This is a genomic window from Pseudoroseicyclus aestuarii (genome assembly GCF_003217255.1).
In the GTDB taxonomy this organism is placed as follows: domain Bacteria; phylum Pseudomonadota; class Alphaproteobacteria; order Rhodobacterales; family Rhodobacteraceae; genus Pseudoroseicyclus; species Pseudoroseicyclus aestuarii.
The window spans coordinates 155,682-179,644 of the sequence record NZ_QJTE01000004.1; the positions used below are offsets into that span (position 1 = coordinate 155,682).

At 68.4% G+C, this 23,963-nt stretch carries 24 protein-coding genes; 13 read left to right on the top strand and 11 right to left on the bottom strand.

Going from position 1 to position 23,963, the window contains the following annotated elements:
- Positions 1-57 precede the first annotated feature (57 nt).
- Both groL and DFP88_RS12615 read right to left on the bottom strand, forming a co-directional pair.
- Positions 58-1,710 (bottom strand): chaperonin GroEL, encoded by a 1,653-nt coding sequence (gene groL / locus DFP88_RS12610; protein ID WP_110815053.1) that lies wholly within the window; start codon positions 1,708-1,710, stop codon positions 58-60.
- Between the two features lie 76 nt (positions 1,711-1,786).
- Complete coding sequence (locus tag DFP88_RS12615) at positions 1,787-2,074, bottom strand: co-chaperone GroES (protein ID WP_110815054.1); 288 nt, start codon at positions 2,072-2,074, stop codon at positions 1,787-1,789.
- A gap of 378 nt (positions 2,075-2,452) precedes the next feature.
- On the opposite strand from DFP88_RS12615, the gene DFP88_RS12620 reads away from it, so the two are divergent.
- The 10 genes from DFP88_RS12620 to DFP88_RS12660 all read left to right on the top strand — a co-directional run bounded on the left by DFP88_RS12620 (position 2,453) and on the right by DFP88_RS12660 (position 9,190).
- Positions 2,453-2,737 carry a hypothetical protein gene (locus DFP88_RS12620; RefSeq protein ID WP_110815055.1) on the top strand — a complete coding sequence of 95 codons (285 nt, stop codon included), beginning with the start codon at positions 2,453-2,455 and terminating at the stop codon, positions 2,735-2,737.
- A gap of 92 nt (positions 2,738-2,829) precedes the next feature.
- Entirely contained in the window at positions 2,830-3,078 is a 249-nt protein-coding gene (locus tag DFP88_RS12625) for a hypothetical protein (protein WP_110815056.1), read from the top strand.
- A 121-nt stretch (positions 3,079-3,199) separates the two neighbouring features.
- Positions 3,200-4,117, top strand: a complete 918-nt coding sequence (locus DFP88_RS12630) for a manganese-dependent inorganic pyrophosphatase (protein ID WP_110815057.1) — start codon at positions 3,200-3,202, stop codon at positions 4,115-4,117.
- A complete protein-coding gene (locus DFP88_RS12635) occupies positions 4,117-5,001 on the top strand; it encodes a TIGR01459 family HAD-type hydrolase (protein WP_110815058.1) in 885 nt (294 codons plus the stop codon). The genes DFP88_RS12630 and DFP88_RS12635 overlap by 1 nt, the downstream gene beginning before the upstream one ends.
- Before the next feature lie 72 nt (positions 5,002-5,073).
- Positions 5,074-6,039 carry a bifunctional riboflavin kinase/FAD synthetase gene (locus DFP88_RS12640; RefSeq protein ID WP_110815059.1) on the top strand — a complete coding sequence of 322 codons (966 nt, stop codon included), beginning with the start codon at positions 5,074-5,076 and terminating at the stop codon, positions 6,037-6,039.
- Between the two features lies 1 nt (position 6,040).
- Positions 6,041-6,481 carry a YcgN family cysteine cluster protein gene (locus DFP88_RS12645; RefSeq protein ID WP_110815245.1) on the top strand — a complete coding sequence of 147 codons (441 nt, stop codon included), beginning with the start codon at positions 6,041-6,043 and terminating at the stop codon, positions 6,479-6,481.
- Complete coding sequence (locus DFP88_RS12650) at positions 6,482-7,534, top strand: threonine aldolase family protein (RefSeq protein ID WP_110815060.1); 1,053 nt, start codon at positions 6,482-6,484, stop codon at positions 7,532-7,534.
- 86 nt (positions 7,535-7,620) lie between these two features.
- Positions 7,621-7,785 (top strand): hypothetical protein, encoded by a 165-nt coding sequence (locus tag DFP88_RS17075; RefSeq protein WP_181418640.1) that lies wholly within the window; start codon positions 7,621-7,623, stop codon positions 7,783-7,785.
- Positions 7,782-8,009, top strand: a complete 228-nt coding sequence (locus tag DFP88_RS12655; protein ID WP_110815061.1) for a hypothetical protein — start codon at positions 7,782-7,784, stop codon at positions 8,007-8,009. Before DFP88_RS17075 ends, DFP88_RS12655 begins: the two co-directional genes overlap by 4 nt.
- A gap of 161 nt (positions 8,010-8,170) precedes the next feature.
- Positions 8,171-9,190, top strand: coding sequence for a ribose-phosphate pyrophosphokinase (locus DFP88_RS12660; protein WP_110815062.1), 1,020 nt, complete (start codon positions 8,171-8,173; stop codon positions 9,188-9,190).
- A gap of 359 nt (positions 9,191-9,549) precedes the next feature.
- Here DFP88_RS12660 and DFP88_RS12665 read toward each other — a convergent pair whose 3' ends face one another.
- The 6 genes from DFP88_RS12665 to DFP88_RS12690 form a co-directional block, all read right to left on the bottom strand.
- Positions 9,550-9,987 carry a F0F1 ATP synthase subunit epsilon gene (locus tag DFP88_RS12665; protein ID WP_110815063.1) on the bottom strand — a complete coding sequence of 146 codons (438 nt, stop codon included), beginning with the start codon at positions 9,985-9,987 and terminating at the stop codon, positions 9,550-9,552.
- 2 nt (positions 9,988-9,989) lie between these two features.
- Positions 9,990-11,414 (bottom strand): F0F1 ATP synthase subunit beta, encoded by a 1,425-nt coding sequence (gene atpD / locus DFP88_RS12670; RefSeq protein ID WP_110815064.1) that lies wholly within the window; start codon positions 11,412-11,414, stop codon positions 9,990-9,992.
- A gap of 19 nt (positions 11,415-11,433) precedes the next feature.
- Positions 11,434-12,318 (bottom strand): F0F1 ATP synthase subunit gamma, encoded by an 885-nt coding sequence (locus DFP88_RS12675; RefSeq protein WP_110815065.1) that lies wholly within the window; start codon positions 12,316-12,318, stop codon positions 11,434-11,436.
- A 30-nt stretch (positions 12,319-12,348) separates the two neighbouring features.
- Positions 12,349-13,887 (bottom strand): F0F1 ATP synthase subunit alpha, encoded by a 1,539-nt coding sequence (gene atpA / locus DFP88_RS12680; RefSeq protein ID WP_110815066.1) that lies wholly within the window; start codon positions 13,885-13,887, stop codon positions 12,349-12,351.
- Positions 13,887-14,453, bottom strand: coding sequence for a F0F1 ATP synthase subunit delta (locus DFP88_RS12685; RefSeq protein WP_110815067.1), 567 nt, complete (start codon positions 14,451-14,453; stop codon positions 13,887-13,889). The genes atpA and DFP88_RS12685 overlap by 1 nt, the downstream gene beginning before the upstream one ends.
- Positions 14,454-14,678: 225 nt before the next feature.
- On the bottom strand, positions 14,679-15,464 hold the full coding sequence (locus DFP88_RS12690) for a class I SAM-dependent methyltransferase (protein ID WP_110815068.1): 786 nt from the start codon (positions 15,462-15,464) through the stop codon (positions 14,679-14,681).
- A gap of 63 nt (positions 15,465-15,527) precedes the next feature.
- Between DFP88_RS12690 and gloB the strand changes: the two genes are divergently transcribed.
- Entirely contained in the window at positions 15,528-16,304 is a 777-nt protein-coding gene (gloB, locus tag DFP88_RS12695; RefSeq protein ID WP_110815069.1) for a hydroxyacylglutathione hydrolase, read from the top strand.
- Between the two features lie 200 nt (positions 16,305-16,504).
- Positions 16,505-18,835, top strand: coding sequence for an ATP-dependent Clp protease ATP-binding subunit ClpA (gene clpA, locus DFP88_RS12700; RefSeq protein ID WP_110815070.1), 2,331 nt, complete (start codon positions 16,505-16,507; stop codon positions 18,833-18,835).
- Positions 18,836-19,015: 180 nt separating this feature from the next.
- Here clpA and DFP88_RS12705 read toward each other — a convergent pair whose 3' ends face one another.
- From DFP88_RS12705 to DFP88_RS12715, 3 genes are all read right to left on the bottom strand, one after another.
- Positions 19,016-21,055: a peptidoglycan -binding protein gene (locus tag DFP88_RS12705; RefSeq protein WP_110815071.1), complete on the bottom strand. Its 2,040-nt coding sequence runs from the start codon at positions 21,053-21,055 to the stop codon at positions 19,016-19,018.
- Positions 21,056-21,059: 4 nt separating this feature from the next.
- A complete protein-coding gene (locus tag DFP88_RS12710) occupies positions 21,060-22,259 on the bottom strand; it encodes a biopolymer transporter ExbB (protein WP_110815072.1) in 1,200 nt (399 codons plus the stop codon).
- 73 nt (positions 22,260-22,332) lie between these two features.
- Positions 22,333-22,872, bottom strand: a complete 540-nt coding sequence (locus tag DFP88_RS12715; RefSeq protein ID WP_110815073.1) for a gamma-glutamylcyclotransferase — start codon at positions 22,870-22,872, stop codon at positions 22,333-22,335.
- A 72-nt stretch (positions 22,873-22,944) separates the two neighbouring features.
- Here DFP88_RS12715 and DFP88_RS12720 point away from each other — a divergent pair, with 72 nt between their 5' ends.
- Positions 22,945-23,961 (top strand): DUF2125 domain-containing protein, encoded by a 1,017-nt coding sequence (locus DFP88_RS12720; protein WP_110815074.1) that lies wholly within the window; start codon positions 22,945-22,947, stop codon positions 23,959-23,961.
- Positions 23,962-23,963: the final 2 nt, after the last annotated feature.

Genomic DNA, 23,963 nt, shown 5'->3' on the forward strand with positions numbered 1-23,963 from the left:
AAGAAAAAGGGGCGCTCCTTTCGGAGCGCCCCAATCGGTCCGGGTAAGCCGGGCAGCTTACATCATGCCGCCCATGCCGCCCATTCCGCCCATGCCGCCCATGTCGCCGCCACCGGCGGGCTCTTCTTTCTTGGGCTTGTCGGCGATCATCGCTTCGGTGGTGATCAGCAGGCCGGCCACCGAGGCAGCGTCCTCGAGCGCGGTGCGGACGACCTTCGCGGGGTCGATCACGCCGAACTTGAACATGTCGCCGTACTCTTCGGTCTGGGCGTTGAAGCCGAACTTCAGATCGTCCGACTCGCGGATCTTGCCCGCAACGACCGAGCCGTCGACACCGGCGTTCTGCGCGATCTGGCGCAGCGGAGCCTCGAGCGCCTTGCGCACGATGGTGATGCCGGCGTTCTGGTCCGAGTTCTCGCCGACGAGGCCGTCGAGAGACTTGGCACCCTGGATCAGGGCCACGCCACCGCCGACGACGATGCCTTCCTGAACCGCGGCGCGGGTCGCGTTGAGCGCGTCATCGACGCGGTCCTTGCGCTCCTTCACCTCGACCTCGGTCATGCCGCCGACGCGGATGACGGCGACGCCGCCGGCCAGCTTGGCAACACGCTCTTGCAGCTTCTCGCGGTCGTAGTCCGAGGTGGTGTCCTCGATCTGCGTGCGGATCTGGTTCACGCGGGCCTCGATCTCGGCCTTGTCACCATGGCCGTCGACGATGGTCGTCTCGTCCTTGGTGATCTCGATGCGCTTGGCGGTGCCGAGCATGTCCATCGTCACGTTCTCGAGCTTCATGCCGAGGTCTTCGGAGATGACCTGGCCACCGGTCAGGACGGCGAGGTCCTGCAGCATGGCCTTGCGGCGGTCGCCGAAGCCGGGCGCCTTGACGGCGGCGATCTTCAGGCCGCCACGCAGCTTGTTCACGACGAGCGTCGCCAGGGCTTCGCCCTCGACATCCTCGGCGATGATCAGCAGCGGCTTCTGAGACTGGATGACCTGCTCGAGGAGCGGGACCATCGGCTGCAGCGAGGAGAGCTTCTTCTCGTGCAGCAGGACGAGGCAATCGTCGAGCTCGGCGATCATCTTGTCGGTGTTGGTCGCGAAGTAGGGCGACAGGTAGCCGCGGTCGAACTGCATGCCTTCGACGACTTCGGTCTCGGTCTCGAGGCCCTTGTTCTCTTCGACGGTGATGACACCCTCGTTGCCGACCTTCTGCATCGCATCCGCGATCTGACGGCCGATTTCCTTCTCGCCGTTGGCGGAGATGGTGCCGACCTGGGCGACTTCGTCGCTGTCGTTGACGGGGCGGGCGGCGGCCTTGATGGCCTCGACGACCTTGGCGGTGGCAAGATCGATGCCGCGCTTGAGGTCCATCGGGTTCATGCCGGCGGCAACCGACTTGGCGCCTTCGTTGACGATGGCCTGGGCCAGGACGGTGGCGGTGGTGGTGCCGTCGCCAGCTTCGTCATTGGTGCGGGAAGCGACTTCCTTCACCATCTGCGCGCCCATGTTCTCGAACTTGTCCTCGAGCTCGATCTCCTTGGCGACGGTGACGCCGTCCTTGGTGATGCGGGGGGCGCCGAAGCTCTTGTCGATGACGACGTTGCGGCCCTTGGGGCCCAGCGTCACCTTGACGGCGTTGGCCAGGATGTTGACGCCTTTCAGCATCCGGTTCCGGGCATCGGTTTCGAAGCGAACGTCTTTCGCAGCCATGTTGGCTCTCCTTACGTATCAGTTGGGCGTGGCGCGATCCGGGGGTCCGGGGCGCCTGCTAGGGGGAAGGGCGTTCTCAGGCGATGATGCCGAGGATGTCGCCTTCCTTCATGATCAGCAGGTCCTCGCCGTCGATCTGGACCTCGGTGCCCGACCACTTGCCGAACAGCACGCGGTCGCCGGCCTTGATGCCGGGGGCGATCAGCTCGCCGTTGTCCTTGCGGGCGCCTTCGCCGACCGAGACGACTTCGCCTTCGGCGGGCTTTTCCTTGGCGCTATCGGGGATGATCAGACCACCCTTGGTCTTTTCCTCACCCTCAACGCGGCGAACGAGCACGCGGTCTTGCAGCGGTTTGAAAGCCATCTGATGCAGCTCCTCACAATCAATGTCCTGCCCCCGGCCCGGGTCTTCCGGCGGGGCCTTAGCACTCATCTAGGGTGAGTGCTAACGACGCGGGATGTAGAAACCGGCGCCGCTTCTGTCAAGCTGATGTGTGTGCCATCGGCCACGCTGTGAACCACCATCGCGCAGGTTTCTGCACGACCCGGCGGAAAGCGGCTGGACAGCCTCTCCGGCGCCGGGCATGGCAGGCCCATCGCATTGAGGCGATGCCAAGAGTCCCGATCGGGGAGAGCGTCTATGACCAGCATCAGGTTCAACCGCGCAGCCTAAGAGCTGCCCAGACGCCAAGACCCGGCGCCGAGCCCTTCGTGCCGGCGCACCCCCAATCGGACCGATCCCATGTACCCCCTTCGCAAGGGCGCCGGCGCTTCGCCGGGCCGCCCCTCCCCCGTCCGGAGTCTTTTCGGCACCCTGCCACTGGGCCTCGGCTATGCCGGTCAGTCCGGCCTGCCTGCGCCCGGTTGGCCGCCGCTGCCGCTTGCCCTGCCCGAGGATCTGCATCCCCTTGGGGATAGCACCCCCCATGCGGGCAAGCCGCGCGGCGCCGGGCGGCTGGCCGGCCTCGGCTTTGCCTTGCAGCGCGCGCTGAGCCTCGCGCGGCGGCCCTCACCCGCCGCGCCCTAGGCGCCTCACTGAACACCCAGTCACCCCGCCCTGCTGCAGCCGCCCCTGGCTGCGGCACGGCCCCCTCATGCCCAAATCACAGGAGACATGGCATGCACCCTCCCTTCTTCTTCAAGGATCACCGCGCCGCACCGCGTGGCGTTCAGCCGTGGCAAGACCGGCGCGCCCCGCGCCGTCACGGCCCCGAGACACTGCGCCTGGGCACCGGCGCAGAGGGCACCGTGCTGCACGACCTCGCGCAGCGCCCGCTGCCCGATCCCGCCCCGCGTCCCGTGCGCGGCGGATGGAGCTGGCTGGGGATCTGGCGGCTGAGACCCCCGCCCCAGGCGGCCATGCGGTAAGGCGCCCGCCCCCGGAGCCGTCGCGCTTCGGGGGCGGGCATCCCGGCCCGCGCCCTCGGGTGACAAGCGCGCGCACGCTACCTATAAGGCGGCCAACTCTGCATTCGACAGGATCCGTCCCATGACCACTTACGTTTTCGGCCACAAATCCCCCGACACCGATTCCACCGGATCGCCGCTGATCTGGGCCTGGTACCTGTCCCACAAGGGGATCGAGGCCGAGGCCCGCCTGCTGGGCGAGCCCAATACCGAAGCCAAGTTCGTGGCCCAGCGCTGGGGCTTCGATCTTCCGCCGGTCCTCGGCCCGCTGGAGGAAGGGCAGAAGGTCGTCCTCGTGGACACCAACAACCCCGCCGAGCTGCCCGATGATCTGCACCGCGCCGACGTGCAGGCGATCATCGACCACCACAAGCTTTTCGGCGGGATCGAGACCAAGGCCCCGATCGACGTCACCATCCGCCCGCTGGCCTGCACCGCCACCATCATGCACCAGATGATGGTCGCCGATGCCGAGGCCATGCCCGAGGGGATCAAGGCGCTGGTGCTGTCCTGCATCCTGTCCGACACGCTGGAATTCCGCTCGCCGACCACGACCGAGGTCGACCGCAAGCTGGCCGAAGATCTGGCTGCCGATCTGGGCGTGACGATCCCCGATTACGCCGCCGAGATGTTCGCCGCGAAGTCCGATGTCTCGGCCTTCTCCGAGGAAGACCTGCTGCGGATGGATTCCAAGGAATACGAGGTCGGCGGCAAGACCTTCCGCGTCTCGGTCCTCGAGACCACCTCGCCCGAGCAGGTGCTGGCGCGCAAGGATGCGCTGGTTGCGGCGATGCCCGTCGTCGCGCAGGCCGATGGCGCCGACCAGGTGCTGCTCTTCGTCGTCGATATCCTCAAGGAGGAAGCGACGCTGCTGGTGCCGAACGACTTCACCCGCGACGTGGCCGAAAAGAGCTTCGGCAAGCGCGCCGAGGGCGACACGCTGGTCCTGCCCGGCGTCATGAGCCGCAAGAAGCAGATCATCCCCGCGCTGGCCGTCTGATGAGCGCGATCATCGGCAGCTTCTCCGAGATTTCGGACCGGTTCGATGCCGCCTTCGTCGATCTCTGGGGCTGCATGCACAACGGGGTCAAATCCTGGCCCGAGGCCATCGCGGCGATGCGCGCCTTTCGCGCGCGTGGAGGGAAGGTGATCCTTGTCACCAACTCTCCCCGCCCCCGGCGCGAGGTCGAGGGGCAGATCGCCGCCGTCGGCCTGCCCGAGGATTGCTGGGACGCCATCGCCAGCTCCGGCGATTCGGCGCGCGCGGCGATGTACGAGGGCGTCGTCGGCCACCGCGTCTGGGTCATGGGCGACGACCGGGACGATCCCTTCTTCGCACCGATGAAGCTGGTCGAGAACCCGGTGACCATCGACCGCGTCCCGCTCGATGAGGCGGAGGGCATCGTCTGCTGCTCTCCCTTCGACGAGACCGCCGATCCTGAGGTCAACGAGCCGCAGTTCCGCGAGGCCATCGACCGCGGGCTGAAGCTGCTCTGCGCCAACCCGGACATCGTCGTCGACCGCGGCGACGATCGGGTCTGGTGCGCCGGGGCGCTGGCGCGGCTTTACAGCCAGATGGGCGGCGAAAGCCTGTACTTCGGCAAGCCGCATGCCCCGATCTACGATCTGGCGCGGCGGCGCCTCTCGGCGCTTGGCGCGGATGTGCCGGACGACCGGATCGTCTGCATCGGCGACGGCATCCATACCGATATCCGCGGCGCGGCGGATGCGGGGCTTGCCTCGCTCTTCATCACCGGCGGGCTGGCGGCGGAAGAGACCGGCACCGACATCCTGTCGGATGGACAGCCCAAGGCCGACCTGCTGGACGACTACCTCGCCGAGGCCGTCCTCTCCCCCGACTGGGCCATCGGCTTCCTGCGCTGAAGCCCTCGCGGGGCCGCACCGACGCTGCGGCCCCGCTTGCACCTGTCGCGGCAAGGGCATAGCTGCTGCCGCATGCGCCGCCACACCGACACCGCAGCCCTTCCGCCCCGCGACCGAGGCGCCGCCGTGGCCATCGGCAACTTCGACGGCGTGCACCTGGGCCACCAGTCGATCATCGCGCTGACGCAGGCCGAGGCGGCGCGCATCGGTGCCCCCGCCGGCGTCCTGACCTTCGAGCCGCACCCGCGCGAGGTCTTCGCGCCCGAGGCCCCGCCTTTTCGCCTGATGAACGCCGGCGCCCGCGCCCACCGGCTCGAGAAGCTGGGCCTCGACGCGCTCTACGAGGTACCCTTCGACCGCGCCCTCGCCGCCCTGAGCCCCGAGGATTTCGCGCGCGAGGTGCTGGTCGGCCGCCTCGGCATCGCCCATGCGGTGGTGGGCGAGGATTTCTGCTTCGGCAAGGACCGCGCTGGCACGGCGCAGGTGCTGGCCGATCTGGGGCGAGACCTCGGCTTCGGCGTCACGCAATCGCCGCTGATGGACATGGGCGGGCTACAGGTCAGCTCCACCGCGATCCGCGCCGCCCTCAGCGAGGGGCGCTGCCGCGACGCGGCGCAGATGCTGGGCCACTGGCACCGGATCGAGGGCGAGGTGCTGCACGGCGACAAGCGCGGGCGCGAGCTGGGCTACCCGACCGCGAACATGTCGATCAGCGGCCTGCACCCGCCGCGCTACGGCGTCTATGCCGTGAAGGTCGACGTGCTGGACGGCCCCCATGCCGGCAGCTACGGCGGCGCCGCGAGCATCGGCGTGCGCCCGATGTTCGAAACGCCCGTGCCGCATTGCGAGACCTTCCTCTTCGACTTCACCGGCGATCTCTACGGCGCGACTCTCTCGGTCGCGCTCGTGGACTGGCTGCGCCCCGAGCTGCGCTTCGACGGGCTGGAGGCGCTGATCGCGCAGATGGACGCCGATTGCGTGCAGGCGCGCGAGATCCTCGCCCGCACCGGCCCCGCCCCGAGAACCGCCCATGCGTGAGATGCGTCCCCGCTTCTGGGAGCTGCCGCTGAGCCGCCTGAACCCCACCGAGTGGGAGGCGCTTTGCGACGGCTGCGGCAAGTGCTGCCTGAACAAGCTCGAGGACGAGGAGACGGGCGAGGTCGCGCTGACCGACGTCGCCTGCCGTCTTTTCGACGGCGCGACCTGCCTGTGCTCGCGCTACGAGACGCGGCACCAGTACGTGCCCGAATGCATCGTCCTGAGCCCCGGCAAGATCGCCGAGACGATGTACTGGCTGCCCGGCACCTGCGCCTATCGCCTGCGCTACGAGGGCAAGCCCCTGCCCCACTGGCACCACCTGCTGACCGGCAGTTTGGAGACGGTGCACGAGGAGGGGCTGACCCTGCGCGGCCGCACCGTCTCGGAGATGGAGGTGGAGGAGGACGACTGGGAGGATCACATCATAGAGGAGCCGACCTGAATGTTTCTGGTCTCCGACAATACCGGCCCCGTGCACCCCTCGGTGCTCGAGGCGCTGACCCGCGCGAACGAGGCCTATGTCGCCGGCTACGGCGCCGATGACGCCAGCGCCCGCGCGGTGCAGGCGATCCGCGACCTCTTCGAGGCGCCCGAGGCGGCGGTCCACCTCGTCGCCACCGGGACGGCGGCCAACTCGCTGATCCTGGCCAGCATGGCGCAGCCCTGGTCCACGATCTTCTGCGCCCCCATGGCCCATATCCAGGAAGACGAGTGCAACGCGCCCGAGTTCTTCTCGGGCGGCGCCAAGCTGACGCTGGTCGAGGCCGAGAACGCGAAGATCACCCCCGCCGCCCTGCGCGCCGCCATTGCGGCCGAGCAGACGCGCGGCGTGCACGGGCCCAAGCGTGGCCCCGTCTCGATCACCAATGCCACCGAGAAGGGGACGGTCTACAGCCCCGCCGAGGTCGCGGCCCTCGCCGAGGTGACGAAGGAATACGGCCTGCCGCTGCACATGGACGGCGCGCGCTTTTCCAACGCCGTCGCCGCCCTGGGCTGCACCCCGGCCGAGATCACCTGGAAGGCCGGCGTCTCGGCCCTCTCCTTCGGGGGCACGAAGAACGGGCTGATGGGCGTCGAGGCGGCGGTCTTCTTCGATCCTGCCCTCGCGGCGGAGTTCGAGTATCGGCGCAAGCGCGGCGGCCACCTCTTCTCCAAGCACCGCTACCTCTCGGCGCAGATGGAGGCCTATATCGAGGGCGACCTCTGGCATGACCTCGCGACTCGCGCCAACGAGGCCTGCGCCCACCTGCTGCGGGGCCTGCGCCAGATCCCGCAGGTCGAGATCGCCTTCGAGCCGGAGGCGAACATCATCTTCGCCAGCTTCCCGCGCGAGATGCACCAGCGCCTTCGCAAGGCCGGGGCCCAGTATTCGGTCTGGTCCGGCGATGTCGAGACTGGCGATCCGGCCGAGATGCTGACCGCCCGCATGGTCACCGACTGGTCGCAGGATCTCGCGCAGATCGACCACATGCTCGCGGTGATGCGCGGCGCTTAGGGGACCATTTACCATGCCGTCGTAGATCGGCCTCACTGGATTGTTCTACGACGGAGCCCCAGATAACCCACACGCTCTTTTCGGCCATGGCCAAAGCTGCCATGGATGCCGAAGACGCTGGTTTCACCGAAACCGCCCGCGCCATGCAGGCGGTGCTGTCCTCTTTCGTGGTGGCGGAGATGACCCTGCCGGTCGTCACCCCGCCCCACGAACCGGCCCCCTGCGCGTCCGCCGTTATGGAAGCGGCATGATCAGCGCGCCCTGCGCTCTCGACATGGCGCGGCTGCTCGGCCGGGTCATGCGCTATGCCAGCGACAGCGGCAACGAGCTGCTCGTCATCCAGGGCCGCATGGCGGCGCTAACGGCCTGCATCGAGATGAAGCACGACCCACAGGTCCACCTTCTCGAAGAGCTTGCCTTGGGCCGCCCCCGCGCCCGTCCGGCAGAAATCCCCGGCACGGGACGGCCAATCTGATCTTGCCCTGCCCTGCCCCGGAACCGGGGCAGAGCATGTCTCGCCCCGGTCGAAACGCAGGGCCGGGCCGCAACCTGAACATTGGTCATGTTTGCCTCGCCCCATCGCTGTGCTAGGGCGTGGCAACCGCCGCCGCCCGGGCGGCCTCGCGAGGAAGACCGATGGCCAGCGTCAACGAGCCCAAGCTCATCTCCGGCAATGCCAACCGCCCCCTCTCACAGGCCGTCGCCCGGCGCATGTCGATGCACAGGGGCATGAACGTCAGCCTCGTCGATGCCCGCGTTGAACGGTTCAACGACCAAGAAATTTTCGTCGAGGTCTACGAGAACATCCGCGGCGAGGACATGTTCATCATCCAGTCGACGTCGAATCCGGCGAACGACAACCTGATGGAACTGCTCGTCATGGCCGACGCCTTGCGCCGGTCTTCGGCAGCCCGGATCACGGCCGTCATTCCCTACTTCGGCTACGCGCGACAGGATCGTCGCACCAAGTCGCGCACCCCAATCAGCGCCAAGCTGGTCGCCAATCTTATCACCCAGGCGGGGATTGACCGCGTACTGACGATGGACCTGCACGCGGCCCAGATCCAGGGCTTCTTCGACATTCCCGTCGACAACCTCTACGCTGCGCCGATCTTCGGCCTCGACATCCTGCACCATTTCCGCGAGCACCGGCAGGACCTGATGATGGTCTCTCCCGACATTGGCGGCGTGGCCCGCGCGCGCGATCTCGCGCAGCGACTCGGCGTGCCGCTGGCGGTGGTGGACAAGCGGCGCGAGAAGGCCGGTGAAGTGGCGGACATGACGGTGATCGGCGACGTGGCGGGCAAGACCTGCATTGTGGTCGACGACATCGCCGATACCGCGGGCACCCTCTGCAAGGCCGCCGAGGTGCTGCAGGAGGCCGGCGCCACCGAGGTGCACAGCTACGTCACCCATGGCGTGCTCTCCGATCCGGCGGTCGCCCGGCTCGAGAACTCGGTCATGAAGTCGCTGGTGATCACCGACTCGATCCAGCCGACGCAGAAGATCAAGGACTGCAGCCGCATCCGCATCGTCCCCACCGCGCCGATCTTCGCCCAGGCGATCCTGAACACCTGGAGCGGCACCTCCGTCTCTTCGCTGATCGACCAGGAGACGCTCTCGCCGATCTACGAGGGCATGTACTCGGCCGCCTAAAGGCGCCCGGGACGGCGGCATACCCGGCGTCTTGCGCTGTGCGCCTGGTTGGTCGGGGCCTCCGGCGGGGATATTTTCAAAGAGAAGAAGCAAGGTTCCGTTAACCTTGCGCGCCTAGGCTCGACCGGCGGTACAGGCGGGGACGCCGATGACCGCAAGAGGAGACGCCCTTCGTCGCCCCGCCAAGAGCCGGGCGATGAAGGGCCGCCGCCCCTCCTTCTTCTCTTTTTTAAATATCCCCGCCGGAGGCATAGGCCGCGGCCCGCCCAACACCCGTCACGAAGAGCGCTGCGCGACCGATGGCACAAACGGAAAAAGGCCCCGCCGTGGCGGGGCCTTCGCCTTCAATCGCGGAGCGATCAGAAGTTGGACTGGTTCGGATCGAGTCCGATATGGCCGCCGACGGCCACCATGTCCTCGACCAGCTTGGCCGCATCGTCGACCAGGCCGGGCTCGTTCTCGGCGTTCTCCTTGGCCTGCGCATGGCTGCGCTTGGCGTCGGAGAGCATCTCGTTGAAGGTTTCCTGCGTCATCTCGTCCCGGTGGACCGAGCGCTCGGCCAGGACCGAGACCTCTTCCGCACCGACCTGGGCGAAGCCGCCGGAGACCACGTATTCGTCGGTCTTGCCGTCGTGCAGCACCCGGAGCAGCCCCGGACGCAGCGTGGTGATGACGGGGAGGTGCCCCGCCATCGCCGTGAGATCCCCGTCCGTGCCGGGAATCTGGACCTCGGTCGCCTTGTAGGACGCAACGCGCCGCTCGGGGCTGACGAGGTCGAACTGAAGCGACTCTGCCATGATCAGGCCGCCTTGTTCGCCTGACGTTCGGCCTTGGCCTTCACGTCCTCGATGCCGCCGACCATGTAGAAGGCCGATTCCGGCAGGTGGTCGTATTCACCGGCCACAACCGCCTTGAAGGAGGAGATCGTGTCCTCGAGCGGCACCTGCACGCCGTCGACCCCGGTGAAGACCTTGGCGACGTCGAAGGGCTGCGACAGGAAGCGCTGGATCTTCCGGGCGCGGGCCACGGTCAGCTTGTCCTCTTCCGAGAGCTCGTCCATCCCGAGGATCGCGATGATGTCCTGCAGCGACTTGTAGCGCTGGAGGATACCCTGCACGTCGCGCGCCACCTGGTAGTGCTCTTCGCCGACGATCTGCGGATCCATCAGCTGCGAGGTCGAATCGAGCGGGTCGACGGCCGGGTAGATGCCCAGCTCGGAGATCGCGCGGTTCAGGTTGGTGGTGGCGTCGAGGTGGGCGAAGGTCGTCGCCGGCGCCGGGTCGGTGAAGTCGTCCGCGGGCACGTAGACGGCCTGGATCGAGGTGATCGAGCCGTTGCGCGTCGAGGTGATCCGCTCCTGCATGGCGCCCATGTCGGTGGCCAGCGTCGGCTGGTAGCCCACGGCGGAGGGGATGCGGCCCAGAAGCGCCGAAACCTCGGAGCCGGCCTGGGTGAAGCGGAAGATGTTGTCCACGAAGAACAGCACGTCCGTGCCCGAGCTGTCGCGGAACTCTTCCGCGATGGTCAGGCCGGTCAGGGCGACGCGCGCGCGGGCTCCCGGCGGCTCGTTCATCTGGCCGTAGACCAGCGCCACCTTGGAATCCTCGATGGTGTCGGGGGTGATGACGCCACCCTCGATCATCTCGTAGTACAGGTCGTTGCCTTCACGGGTCCGCTCGCCGACGCCGGCGAAGACCGAGTAGCCCGAGTGCACCTTGGCGATGTTGTTGATCAGCTCCTGGATCAGAACTGTCTTGCCCACGCCGGCACCGCCGAAGAGGCCGATCTTGCCGCCCTTGGCGTAGGGGGCCAGCAGGTCGATGACCTTGATGCCGGTGACGAGGATTTCACGCTCGGTCGACTGATCGATGAAGTCGGGCGCCTCGCGGTGGATCGGGCGGGTCACCTCGGCGTTGATCGGGCCCTTCTCGTCCACCGGCTCGCCGATGACGTTCAGGATGCGGCCCAGCGTCGCCTTGCCGACCGGCACCGAGATCGGCTTGGACGTATCGGTGACGAGGGCGCCGCGGGCAAGCCCGTCGGTGCCGTCCATCGCGATGGTGCGGACGGTGTTCTCGCCCAAGTGCTGGGCGACCTCGAGAACGAGCACGCGCTCGCCTAGGTCGATCGTCAGCGCGTTCAGAATCTCGGGCAGGTGGTCGGTGAACTGGACGTCGACGACGGCGCCCATGACCTGTGTGACCTTGCCGGTTGCTTCAGCCATAAGTGGTGTCTCCGGGGTTCTAGAGCGCTTCGGCGCCCGAAATGATCTCGATCAGCTCGTTGGTGATGACGGCCTGACGGGAACGGTTGTACTGGATGGTCAGCTTGTCGATCATCTCGCCGGCGTTGCGCGTGGCGTTGTCCATCGCGCTCTGCCGTGCGCCCTGCTCGGACGCGCCGTTCTCCAGAAGCGCGGTGAAGATCTGCGTCGCCACGCCGCGCGGCAGCAGGTCCGCGAGGATCTGCTCTTCGCCGGGCTCGTAGTCGTACTGCGTATCGCCGCCGGTGGCCTCTTCGCCCTCGGGCGTGTCGAACTTGGCGGGGATGATCTGCTGCTCGGTCGGGATCTGGCTGATCACGTTCTGGAAGCGGCTGAAGAAGATCGTCGCCACGTCGAACTCGCCCGCGTCGAAGCGGCCGAGGATGTCCTTGGCGATCCGCTGCGCATCGGCATAGCCGACCTGCTTCACCTCGGACATGTCGACGTGGCCGACGAAGGCATCGCCCCAGTCGCGGCGCAGCATCTCGCGGCCCTTCTTGCCGACAGTCAGGATCTTGACCGTCTTGCCCTCGGCGCGCAGGCGTTCGATCGCCTGGCGTGCCTTGCGCGTAATGGAGCCGTTGAAACCGCCGCAAAGCCCGCGCTCGGCGGTCATCACGACGATCAGATGCGTCTGGTCGCTGCCCGTGCCGGCCAGCAGCGACGGCGCACCGTCGCTGCCGCCGACCGAAGAGGCGAGATCGGCCATGACCGTGTTGAACTGCTCGGCATAGGGCCGGGCAGCCTCGGCGGCATCCTGGGCGCGGCGCAGCTTGGCCGCCGCGACCATCTGCATGGCCCGGGTGATCTTTCGCGTCGACTTGACCGACGCGATCCGGTTCTTGAGGTCCTTAAGACTTGGCACTGGCCAGCCCTCCCTTCAGGTCGGTCAGTCTTAGGCGAAGTCGCGGGCGAATTCGTCGATCGCGCCCTTGATCTTCTCTTCCGCGTCGCCCTTCACCTTGGGGTCTTCGTTGGTGATGAAGTCCAGCACGTCGCTGCGGTTGCTGCGTAGGTGCTTGAGCAGGCCCTGCTCCCAGCGGCTGACGTCGCCGATCTTCACCTTGTCCAGGTAGCCGTGGGTGCCGGCGTAGATGACGCAGACGATCTCGGCGTTGGTCAGGGGCGAATACTGCGGCTGCTTCATCAGCTCGGTCAGGCGCTGACCGCGGTTCAGAAGCTGCTGCGTGGCGGCATCGAGGTCCGAGCCGAACTGCGCGAAGGCCGCCATCTCGCGGTACTGCGCAAGCTCCAGCTTCACCGGGCCGGCGACCGACTTCATCGCGTTGGTCTGCGCGGCAGAGCCGACGCGGCTGACCGAGAGGCCGGTGTTCACGGCGGGGCGGACACCCTGGTAGAACAGCTCGGTCTCGAGGAAGATCTGGCCGTCGGTGATCGAGATCACGTTGGTCGGGATGAAGGCCGACACGTCGCCGCCCTGCGTCTCGATGATCGGCAGCGCGGTCAGCGAGCCGGAGCCGTGATCCTCGTTCAGCTTGGCCGAACGCTCGAGCAGGCGAGAGTGCAGGTAGAAGACGTCGCCCGGGTAGGCTTCACGCCCCGGCGGACGGCGCAGCAGAAGCGACATCTGGCGGTAGGCGACGGCCTGCTTGGAGAGGTCATCGTAGATGATCAGGCCGTGGCGGCCGTTGTCGCGGAAATACTCGGCCATCGCGGTGGCGGTATAGGGCGCGAGGTACTGCATCGGCGCCGGGTCCGAGGCGGTGGCGGCGACGACGATGGAGTATTCCATCGCGCCGGCGGCCTCGAGGCGCTTGACCAGCTGGGCAACGGTCGACCGCTTCTGGCCGATGGCGACGTAGACGCAGTAGAGCTTCTTGCTCTCGTCGTCGCCGGCGCGCTCGTTGTAGATCTTCTGGTTCAGCACCGCGTCCATCGCGACGGCGGTCTTGCCGGTCTGACGGTCGCCGATGATCAGCTCGCGCTGGCCACGGCCGATCGGGATCATGGCGTCGATCGACTTGAGGCCGGTCGCCATCGGCTCGTGGACCGATTTGCGCGGGATGATGCCCGGCGCCTTCACGTCGGCGACGCGGCGCTCGGTCGTCTCGATCGGGCCCTTGCCGTCGAGCGGGTTGCCGAGGCCATCGACGACGCGGCCCAGCAGGCCCATGCCGGCGGGCACGTCGACGATCGACTTGGTCCGCTTGACCACGTCGCCTTCGGCGATGGCGCGGTCAGAGCCGAAGATCACGACGCCGACGTTGTCGGTCTCGAGGTTCAGGGCCATGCCCATCACGCCGCCGGGGAACTCGACCATCTCGCCGGCTTCGATGTTGTCGAGGCCGTAGACGCGCGCGATGCCGTCGCCGACGCTCAGCACACGCCCGACCTCGGCAACCTCGGCCTCCTGGCCGAAGCTCTTGATCTGGTCCTTGAGGATCGCGGAGATTTCCGCCGCTTGGATCGCCATTACCGGGCCTCTTTCATGACATTCTGCAGGGACTGGAGCTTCGAGCGGATCGAGGTGTCGATCATCTTCGAGCCCAGCTTGACGACGAGGCCGCCGATCAGCCCCTCGTCCACCATCTGGTGCAAGCGCACGTCGCGCCCGGCCTGCGCCTTCAGCGCGGCGGAGAGCTCTTGCGTTTGCGTTTCGGTCAGCGGCTTGGCGCTGGTGACGTCGGCCGTCACCTCGCCCCGCTCTTCGGCGAGCCGCTCCTTGAGCGCGCGGATCAGCTGCGGCAGCACGAAAAGACGACGCTTTTCGGCCATGACGCCCAGCAGGCCGACCATCGTCTGCGACAGGTCCATCTTGCGCGCCACGGCGAGCACGCCGTCCCGCTGCTCGCCGCGCGCATAGATCGGCGAATTGATCAGGTCACGCAGGTCGGCGCTGTCATTCAGCGCCGCTTCCAGCGCCTCGGTATCCGAGCTCAGCCGGTCGAGGCCATCCCCCTCCCGTGCGAGGTCGAAGGCTGCTGAGGCGTAGCGCCCCGCTATGCCGGTCGAGATCGAAGCTGATTCAGACACATCCACCCTTCCGCTGTCTGGCCCGCCGCCGCCCCATCTGGCGCCGACCGGGCAGCGTAACGACCCACGCCGCGCGGGGGCCTTCAAAAATCAGAGGCGATGTAGCAGAGCCCTAAGGGTGCCGCAACCGGCTAGCTGCCGCCCAAGCGCCGCAACCGCCCCATCTTTTCGCCCGCGGCCACCGCCCCCCATCGGCCAGGGCCGCGCGCCCGCGCCATTTCGCGTCAAGGTTTAGCCATAGTCAATGCTGTTGGCGAGGCCCCGCCCGTAGCGGGCGGGTTCCGGCACCGGCGCGCCGATCCCCTCGAGCACGCGCAGCGGTTTGCGCACACGCTCGCTCAGCCCCGGACGGGTCGGCGCCGTCACCTGCTTGCTGACCTCGACGATCAGCACACCGCCTGCGGCAAAGACCGGCAGGTGCCGCCCCACCCCCTCGAGGACCTGCGCCGCCCGGCGCCAGCCGCGATGGACCGAAGGCGGCTGGTACAGGGCCGAGACCGCCTTCTCGGTACTGAAGCGATGCGTCTGCAACTGCGCCTCGAGCTGGCCCATGCTGTAGGGCCGCCCGTAGCCGAAGGGCGTCCGGTCCGAGCGCGACCAGAGCCCGGCGCGGTTCGGCACGACGAAGACCGCGCGCCCGCCCGGATCGAGCACCCGCCAGCATTCCTCGAGCAGGGCCGAGGGATGCTCCGATGTCTCGAGCCCGTGCATCACCACCAGCCGGTCCACCTGTCCGCTGCGCAGCGGCCAGAGCGTCTCTTCGCACAGCACGCTGACATTGGGACGCGCCGGCGGCCAGGGCATCACGCCCTGCGGCGCCGGCATCAGCCCGATCACCCGCTCCGCATCGGCAAGGTAGGGCCGCAGCAGGGGCACGGCAAAGCCGTAGCCGACCACCGTCTGCCCCCGCGCCCCGGGCCAGATCTGCAGCAAGGTGTCGCGGATCGCCTTCTGCGCCGCGCGCCCCAAGGCACTGCGATAGTAGAAATTGCGCAGGTCGATCGCGTCCAGGTGCATTGCGGGGGGCCGGTCCTTCCGTCAGTCTCGACCGGCACCTTAACAGCAAAGGCCCGCACCGCCATGCCCCAGGACACCGCGCCGCTCACCCTTGTCACCGTGCCGTGCCGGACCGACAACTACGCCTTCCTGCTGCACGATGAGGCCAGCGGCGCCACCGCGCTGGTCGATGCGCCCGAGGCCGCGCCGATCCAGGCAGAGCTGGACCGCCGCGGCTGGACCCTGTCCGACATCCTGATCACCCACCACCACGACGACCACGTCGACGGGCTCGCCGCCCTGCGCGGCGAGGCGCGGGTGATTGGCGCCGCCGCCGACGCGCATCGTCTGCCGCCGCTGGACCTGGCCGTGGCACCGGGCGGGGCCCTTGACGTGCTGGGGCAGGAAACCCAGATCATCGACGTGCCCGGCCATACCGTCGGACATATCGCCTTCTACATCCCCGACAGCGGCCTTCTGTTCACCGGCGACAGCCTGATGGCCCTTGGCTGCGGCCGGCTCTTCGAGGGAAGCCCCGCCCAGATGTGGGACAGCCTGTCCCGCCTCGCCCAGCTGCCGCCCGAGACGCAGGTCTGTTCGGGCCACGAATACACCCGGGCCAATGGCCGCTTCGCCCTCTCGGTCGACGGAGGCAACGCCGCCCTGCACCGCCGTGTCGCCGAGGTCGCCGCCGCACGCGAGGCCGGCCGGCCCACCGTCCCCTCCCTCCTGCAGCAGGAGCTGGAGACGAATCCCTTCCTTCGGGCCGGCGACCCGGAGCTGCGCCGCAGCGCGGGGATCGCTCAGATGAGCCCCGAGGAAGCCTTTGCAGAGCTTCGGCGACGCAAGGACAGTTTCTGAAACCGCCTGCCTCATTTGCAGGCACTGCACAGCGGAAAGGCACCCCAGAAGGACACAGCTCTGTGACACCGGGCCGCCCCGCGCCGTGATGAGCAAAGAAATGGCTTGAAGCGCGGCGGATAAACCCGATCTTTATTCCAAGAGGCCACGGTCTGGTTGGGACCCTTACCCTCCGGACCCCCGACAGAGGAGCACATCCAGTGCCGTCATTCTCGACAACTCTCGAGCAGTCCATTCACGCCGCTCTCGCCCTGGCCAACTCCCGTCGCCATGAACTGGCGACCCTCGAACACCTGCTGCTCGCCCTGACGGACGAGCCAGATGCCACGCGCGTGCTGCGCGCCTGCTCGGTGGACCTGTCGCAGCTGAAGAAACAGCTCGAGGACTTCATCGAGGACGACCTCTCGACGCTGGTCACCGATGTCGACGGCTCCGAGGCCGTGCCCACCGCTGCCTTCCAGCGCGTGATCCAGCGCGCCGCGATCCACGTCCAAAGCTCTGGCCGGCAGGAGGTGACGGGTGCCAACGTTCTCGTCGCGATCTTCGCCGAGCGCGAATCGAACGCCGCCTACTTCCTGCAGGAGCAGGACATGACGCGCTACGACGCGGTGAACTTCATCGCCCATGGCGTCGCCAAGGATCCCGCCTTCGGCGAGAGCCGCCCCGTCACCGGCGCCACCGACAAGGACGACGAGAGCGAGACCGCCTCTTCCGGCCCCGCCGGCGAGGAAAAGGAAACCGCCCTCGGCAAGTACTGCGTCGATCTCAACGCCAAGTCCCGCAAGGGCGACGTCGATCCGCTGATCGGCCGCGAAAGCGAGGTGGAGCGCTGCATTCAGGTGCTCTGCCGCCGTCGCAAGAACAACCCGCTGCTGGTCGGCGATCCCGGCGTCGGCAAGACCGCCATCGCCGAGGGCCTCGCCTGGAAGATCGTCAATGGCGAGGTGCCCGAGGTGCTGTCCGAGGCGACGATCTTCAGCCTCGACATGGGCGCGCTGCTGGCCGGCACCCGCTACCGCGGCGACTTCGAGGAGCGTCTGAAAGCTGTCGTCTCCGAGCTGGAGGATCATCCCGACGCGGTGCTCTTCATCGACGAGATCCACACCGTGATCGGCGCCGGCGCCACCTCCGGCGGGGCGATGGATGCCTCCAACCTGCTGAAGCCCGCGCTCGCGGGCGGCAAGCTGCGTTGCATGGGCTCCACCACCTACAAGGAGTTCCGCCAGCACTTCGAGAAGGACCGCGCCCTGTCGCGCCGGTTCCAGAAGATCGACGTGAACGAGCCCTCGGTCGAGGATGCGGTAAAGATCCTGCGCGGCCTGAAGCCGTATTTCGAGGATCACCACCACATCAAGTACACCCACGACGCGATCAAGACCGCGGTGGAGCTGTCTTCGCGCTACATCAACGACCGCAAGCTGCCGGACAAGGCGATTGACGTCATCGACGAGGCCGGCGCGGCCCAGCACCTGCTGGCCGAAAGCAAGCGTCGCAAGACCATCGGCCCCAAGGAGATCGAGGCCGTGGTGGCCAAGATTGCCCGCATCCCGCCCAAGAACGTCAGCAAGGACGATGCAGAGGTGCTCAAGGACCTCGAAGGCAGCCTGAAGCGCGTCGTCTTCGGACAGGATTCGGCCATCGAGGCGCTTTCGAGCGCGATCAAGCTGTCGCGGGCCGGCCTGCGCGAGCCCGAAAAGCCGATCGGCAACTACCTCTTCGCCGGCCCCACCGGCGTCGGCAAGACCGAGGTGGCCAAGCAGCTCGCCAGCACGCTGGGCGTCGAGATGCTGCGCTTCGACATGTCCGAGTACATGGAGAAGCATGCCGTCAGCCGCCTGATCGGTGCCCCGCCGGGCTATGTCGGCTTCGACCAGGGCGGTCTTCTGACCGATGGCGTCGACCAGCATCCGCATTGCGTGCTGCTTCTCGACGAGATCGAGAAGGCGCATCCGGACGTGTTCAACATCCTCCTGCAGGTGATGGACCACGGCAAGCTGACCGACCACAACGGCCGCGCGGTGGATTTCCGCAACGTGGTGCTGATCATGACCTCGAACGCCGGCGCGACCGAGCAGGCGAAAGAGGCCATCGGTTTCGGCCGCGACCGGCGCGAGGGCGAGGATACCGCCGCGATCGAGCGGACCTTCACGCCCGAGTTCCGCAACCGCCTTGATGCCGTCATCAGCTTCGGCCCGCTGGCCAAGGAGACGATCCTCTCGGTGGTCGAGAAGTTCGTCCTGCAACTCGAGGCGCAGCTGATGGACCGGAACGTCCATATCGAGCTGACGCGCGAGGCCGGCCTCTGGCTGGGCGAGAAGGGCTACGATGAGAAGATGGGTGCCCGCCCCCTGGGCCGTGTGATCCAGGAGCACATCAAGAAGCCCCTCGCCGAAGAGCTGCTCTTTGGACGGCTGACCAAGGGCGGCATCGTCCGCGTCGGCGTCAAGGACGACAAGATCGACCTGCAGTTCGAGGCGCCGGGCGCCAAGGCCCTGTCCGGCAACAAGCCGCCGCTGCTGACGGCCGAATGACCCCTCCAGGGATCGAGTGACGAAAAGGGGCGCCGGTGGCGCGCCTTTTTTTTGTGGTCCAGCGCCTCCGGGTCGCCCCCTTGGCTGGCTGCCAAGCCCCGCGCGGGGTCCTGCCCGCACTCTGCGGGAGGGCGGGCGGGGCGATGCGGCGGCGCAGCCGCGAGCGAGCGTCGTCCCGCCCTAGCGCTCCGTCAGCTTCAGCTCGATCCGGCGGTTCTGCGCCCGCGCCTCGGGCGTGTCAGCCGGGTCGAGGGGCTGGTATTCGGCAAAACCATTGGCCGAAAGGCGCTGCGGCGGGATGCCCTGCTCGTCGATCATGTATTGCACGACCGACAGCGCCCGCGCCTGGCTCAGCTCCCAGTTGTTGGCGAATTCGCCGGTGCCCGACAGCGGGATGTTGTCGGTATGCCCGTCGACCCGGATCACCCAGTCGATGCCATCGGGAATCTCCGCCGCGATCTGCCGCAGCAGGCCCGAGACGCTCGCGATCTCGGCCTCCCCCGCCGCGGAGAGCGTCGCGGAGCCGGGCGCGAAGAGCACCTCGGAAGAGAAGACGAAGCGGTCGCCGACGATCCGCAGCCCCTCCTGCCCCTCGAGTACGGAGCGCAGCCGCCCGAAGAAATCCGAGCGATAGCTCTCCAGATCCGCGGCCTCCGCCTCGGCCGCGAGGCGCGCCTCCTCCTCGAGCTGGCGGCGCCGGCGCTCTTCCTCGGCAACGCGGGCGAGCGCCTGGTTCAGCTCCGCGCCCAGGCTTTCGACCCGCACCTCCGAGGCCGCGTCCGAGGCGCGCGATTCGTCCAAGAGGCCCTGGAGCTGGTCCAGCTGACCGCGCAATGCCGCAACCTGCTGGTTCAGCGCCTGCACCCGGCGCTGTGCCTCGGCGGATTGCACCTCTTCCTCGGTCAGCTGCTGCCGCGCCGTGGCAAGAAGCGCGGCCCGGCGCTCTGCCTCGTCCTGGCTCTCCTCTGCCGCGCCACGCGCGGTTTCCAGCGAGGCCAGCGCCTCGGCCAGGCGCGCTTGCAGATCGGCCCGCTCGGCGCCCTCGCCGGTCAGCGTGTCCACCTCGCCCTGCAACCTGTCGCGGGCCAGCAGCGCCGCCTCAAGCCGCTCTTCCAGCGTCAGCCGCTCTGCCGCGGCCTCGGCCGCCGTGCCTTCGGCCGTCTCGCGCGCCAGAACCGCCTCGGCGAGGCGCCTGCGCAGCGCCTCCTCGGTGGTGGCCCCCTCGGCGAGGGCCGCGTCCAGCGCCTGCTGCACCTGCGCGAGATCGGCTTGGGCCCCGTCACGCGCGCCCAGCGCGGCGGCGAGGCGGGCCTCGAGGCTCTCTGCCCGATCCTGCGCATCCTCCCGCGCCTCGGCAGCCTGCTGCTGCGCCAGAAGCGCCTCGGCCAGCCGCGCATCCAGCCCCTCGCTGGCCGATTCCGCGGCGGCCAGCAGCGTCAGCGTTTCTTCCGCCTGCCGCCGCTGCTCCTCGAGCTGCAGGGTCATCGCCGTCAGCTCGGCATCCGCATCCTCGAGCCGCTCGCGCAGCGCCTGCGCGGCGGCGGCCTCGGCAAGGCGCTCCGCCTCGAGGGCGTCGATCTGCTCGGCACTGTCACCCTGCGCGCCTTCTAGCGCGGCGATACGGCCCTCGGCCTCCTCGGCCCCGGCCCGCATCTCCGCGACCAGTGCCTCCAGCGCCTCGCGCCGGGCGGCGGCGAGGCGGGCGGCTTCCTCGGCCTCGTCAAGGGCACCCTCAGCCGCGTCGCGCGCCTGCACGAGGGTGTCGGCCCGGTCCTCGGCGCCGCTCAGGTCGCGCTCGAGCCCGGCGATCCGCTGGCGGGCGGTGGCCCGCTCGGACAGCAGCGCCGCGATGCGCGCCTCGCTTTGGGCCGCCGCGCCTTGTGCCGCGTCCCGCTCCTGCGTCAGCCCGGCGATCAGTGCTGCCTGCTGCTCGGCCCGGCTCGTCGCCTCCTGCAGGGTGGCCCCGAGATCGCGCGCCTGCTCCTCGAGGCTGGCGGAGCGGTCGCGCTCCAGCCCCAGCGCCTCGGCGAGGCTGGCGACCTCGGCGGTCAATTCGTTCAGCTCCGTCTCCTGGCCGGTGATGGTGTCGCGCAGGACGAATTGCACCACGGTGAAGATGGTCAGCACGAACATCAGCACCAGCAGCAGGCCCGTCATCGCATCGACGAAGCCGGGCCAGATATTGGCCTGGAACCGCGGGGAGCGGCGGTTCAGCGCCATCGCCCTAGACCTCCGAGTCGCGGGCGGAGAGCGGGCGCCGACGCGGCCCCAGCGTCGGCGAGGCCGGCTGGGCCCCGCGCCGCAGCGCCTCGATCAGGGGGGCGATATCGGCGCGCAGTTCGGCCACGGTTTCCTGCCGGCCGGCGCTGATCTCTTCGAGGATGCGCAGAAGCTGCACGTCCATCGACCGCAGGCGCATGCGGCTTTCGGCATCCAGCCCCTCGGGCGCCTCGCGCTGTTCCAGCACCGCGATCAGCCGCTCCTGCCCCTCGGCCACCCGCTCGAGCGCGCGGGCATTGCTGCTGTCCTGCACGCTGTCGGCCAGCCGCTCCATCACGCCCGAGAGCTGCTCGAGCCGCGCGTCGAGCTGCCCGCGCCCGGCCTCGCCGCGCGCGATGAGGGTATGCAGCCCCTCCATCTGCTCGGAGAGACCGTCGACGACCTGCGCCATGAGGCCGGCCTCGCCGCCCTCTTCGGCAAATCCAACCCGGCTGATCGAGCTGAGCCATTCCTCGAGCTCGCGGTAGAAGCGGTTCTGGCCGTGGGTCGCGAAAAGCTCCAACAGGCCGATCACCAGGCTGCCCGCCAGCCCCAGCAGAGAGGAGGAGAAGGCCGTGCCCATGCCGCCAAGCTGCGTCTCGAGGCCCTGCTGCAGGCGGCTGAAGATCGCCGTGCCCGATTCCCCCTCGCCGGGGTTGAGCGAGCGAATGGTGTCGACCAGCGCCGGCACGGTCGTGGCAAGGCCGTAAAAGGTGCCCAGAAGCCCGAGGAAGATCAGCGTATTGCCGAGGTAGCGCGTGATCTCGCGGTCTTCCTCGACCCGCTGGCCCACCGATTCAAGGATTGTCCGGGCCGAGTTCGCCGAAAGCCGCATCCTTGCGCCGCGCCCGCGCAGCAGCGTCGCCAGCGGCAGCAGCAGGGCCGGCGCCTCCCATGTCTGCTCCTCGGGGCTGCGGGCAAACTCCTCGATCCAGCGGACGGAGCGCATCAGCGCGATCACCTGCCGGAAGCAGGCCAGCACGCCGAGGATGAAGAAGCCGGCGATGGCGGCGTTCAGGTAGGGGTTGGAATCGTAGATCGCGATGAAGGTCGGAAAGACCAGCACGAGGCCCAGAAGGACAAGCGCCAGAACCGCCAGCATCGAGCCGATCTGCCGCAGCGGCTTGGAGAAATGCAGCTCGGGCTGCGAGCCTGTGGCTGCCATGCGCGGCGGGTCCCCCAATTGCCAGTCACGCGGCAGCATAGGTGCAGCCGCCGAAATGCCAAGCGCCCTGCGGTCAGCTGTCGCTTTCGTGCATCAGTGTCTGCACCCGCCGCGACAGCCAGTCGAGGTCGGGATCGGCCAGCCCCAGTCCCTGCAGGTGGCTGGCGGTGTTGAGCAGGTAGTCGGCATTGCTGCCCATCGGCCCCGAGGCACGGGCGATCTTCCGGGCCTGCTCTTCGAGATCGAGGTGGACGTATTGCGCCGTCTGCCGGTTGATCACGTAGGTCAGCGCCTCGACCTCGCGCCCGTCGGAAAGGGTCAGCGGCAGGCGCATTTCCACATAGGCGTCCGAGATCAGCTCGCGCTTGCGCAGCATATCCAGCACCATGGCCTCGTCCCTTGGCGCCGCGCGCAGGGCGAGGCCGGTGCAGCTGGCCCCCGGCGCGGCATCGAGCGCCAGCACCAGCCCCGGCACCTCGGGCGTGCCGCGATAGTGGATCGAGCTCATGCAGAAGCTGCGGTGCCAGCCGTCGAGGCGCGCGACGGCGCTTTCCTCGGGCGTGAACTCTGGCTTCCACAGGAGCGAGCCATAGCCGAAGACCCAAAGCGACATTCTGGCCCTCCTGCCCGTTGCACGCTAGTCACTGGGGCGTGGTAGCCAATCGGCCTGTCCGGAGAAAGAGCGATGCGCATCATAGTGATCCTGCTGACGGTGGCGGCAGTGCTGTTCCTGGGCTGGTGGTTCGTCGCCGTCTGGCTGCTGGACCGCGGTCTCGACCGCAGCGCCGAGGCGCTGCGCGCGCGCGGCTGGACCGTCGCCTACGAGACGGAGCGGGTCGGCGGCTTCCCCTACCGCTTCGACCTGCGGCTTCGGGACGTGGCGCTGAGCGATCCCGCCGGCGCGCTGGCCTGGCAGACGCCGGAGCTGCGGCTCGACGCGCTCAGCTACCGACCGAACCGGGTCCTGGCCTTCTTCGCGCCCGGTCAGACCGTCACGCTGCCGCGCCAGACGATCGACATCGTGGCCGATGACCTGCGCGGCGACATCCGGGTCGGCTTCGCGCCACAGGTTCCGCTGACCTCGCTGACGCTGGACAGCGGCCCCCTGCGCGCCGCCTCGAGCCTGGGGTGGGAGATCTCGGCCGCGGAGGGTCTCGCGGCGCTGCGGCTCGCGCCCGATGAAACCCAGCAAGAGGCGCCGGAAAGCGGCGTGCTCTACGACGCCTATGCCCAGCTGGACGACCTCGCCCTGCCCCCGGTGCTGGCCGAGCGGCTCGATCCCGAGGGCGCGCTGCCTGACCGGCTGGCCGAGGTCAGCCTGGATGCGCGCCTTGGCCTAGACCAGGCACTGGACCGCGGGATGACCGCCTGGCCGCAGGTTCGCAGCATCGAGCTGCGCGGGCTTGAGGTCGATTGGGGCGCGGTGACCATCGCCGGCAGCGGCGATCTGCTGCTCGACGACGCGGGCATCCCCGAGGGCGAGCTGGTGCTGCGCATCGGCGGCTGGCAGCAGCTGATCGACCTGGCCGAAGAGGCCGGCCTGCTGACCGGCGGCTCGGCCCGGATGGTGCGCGGCGCGGCCAGCGCCATGGCCGATGGCGATGCCATCGAGGCGCCGATCACCTTCGAGGGCGGCGCAATGCGCCTGGGCTTCGTGCCGCTGGGGCCCGCGCCGCGCCTCTTCGTGCCGCCCGGCGGCTGACG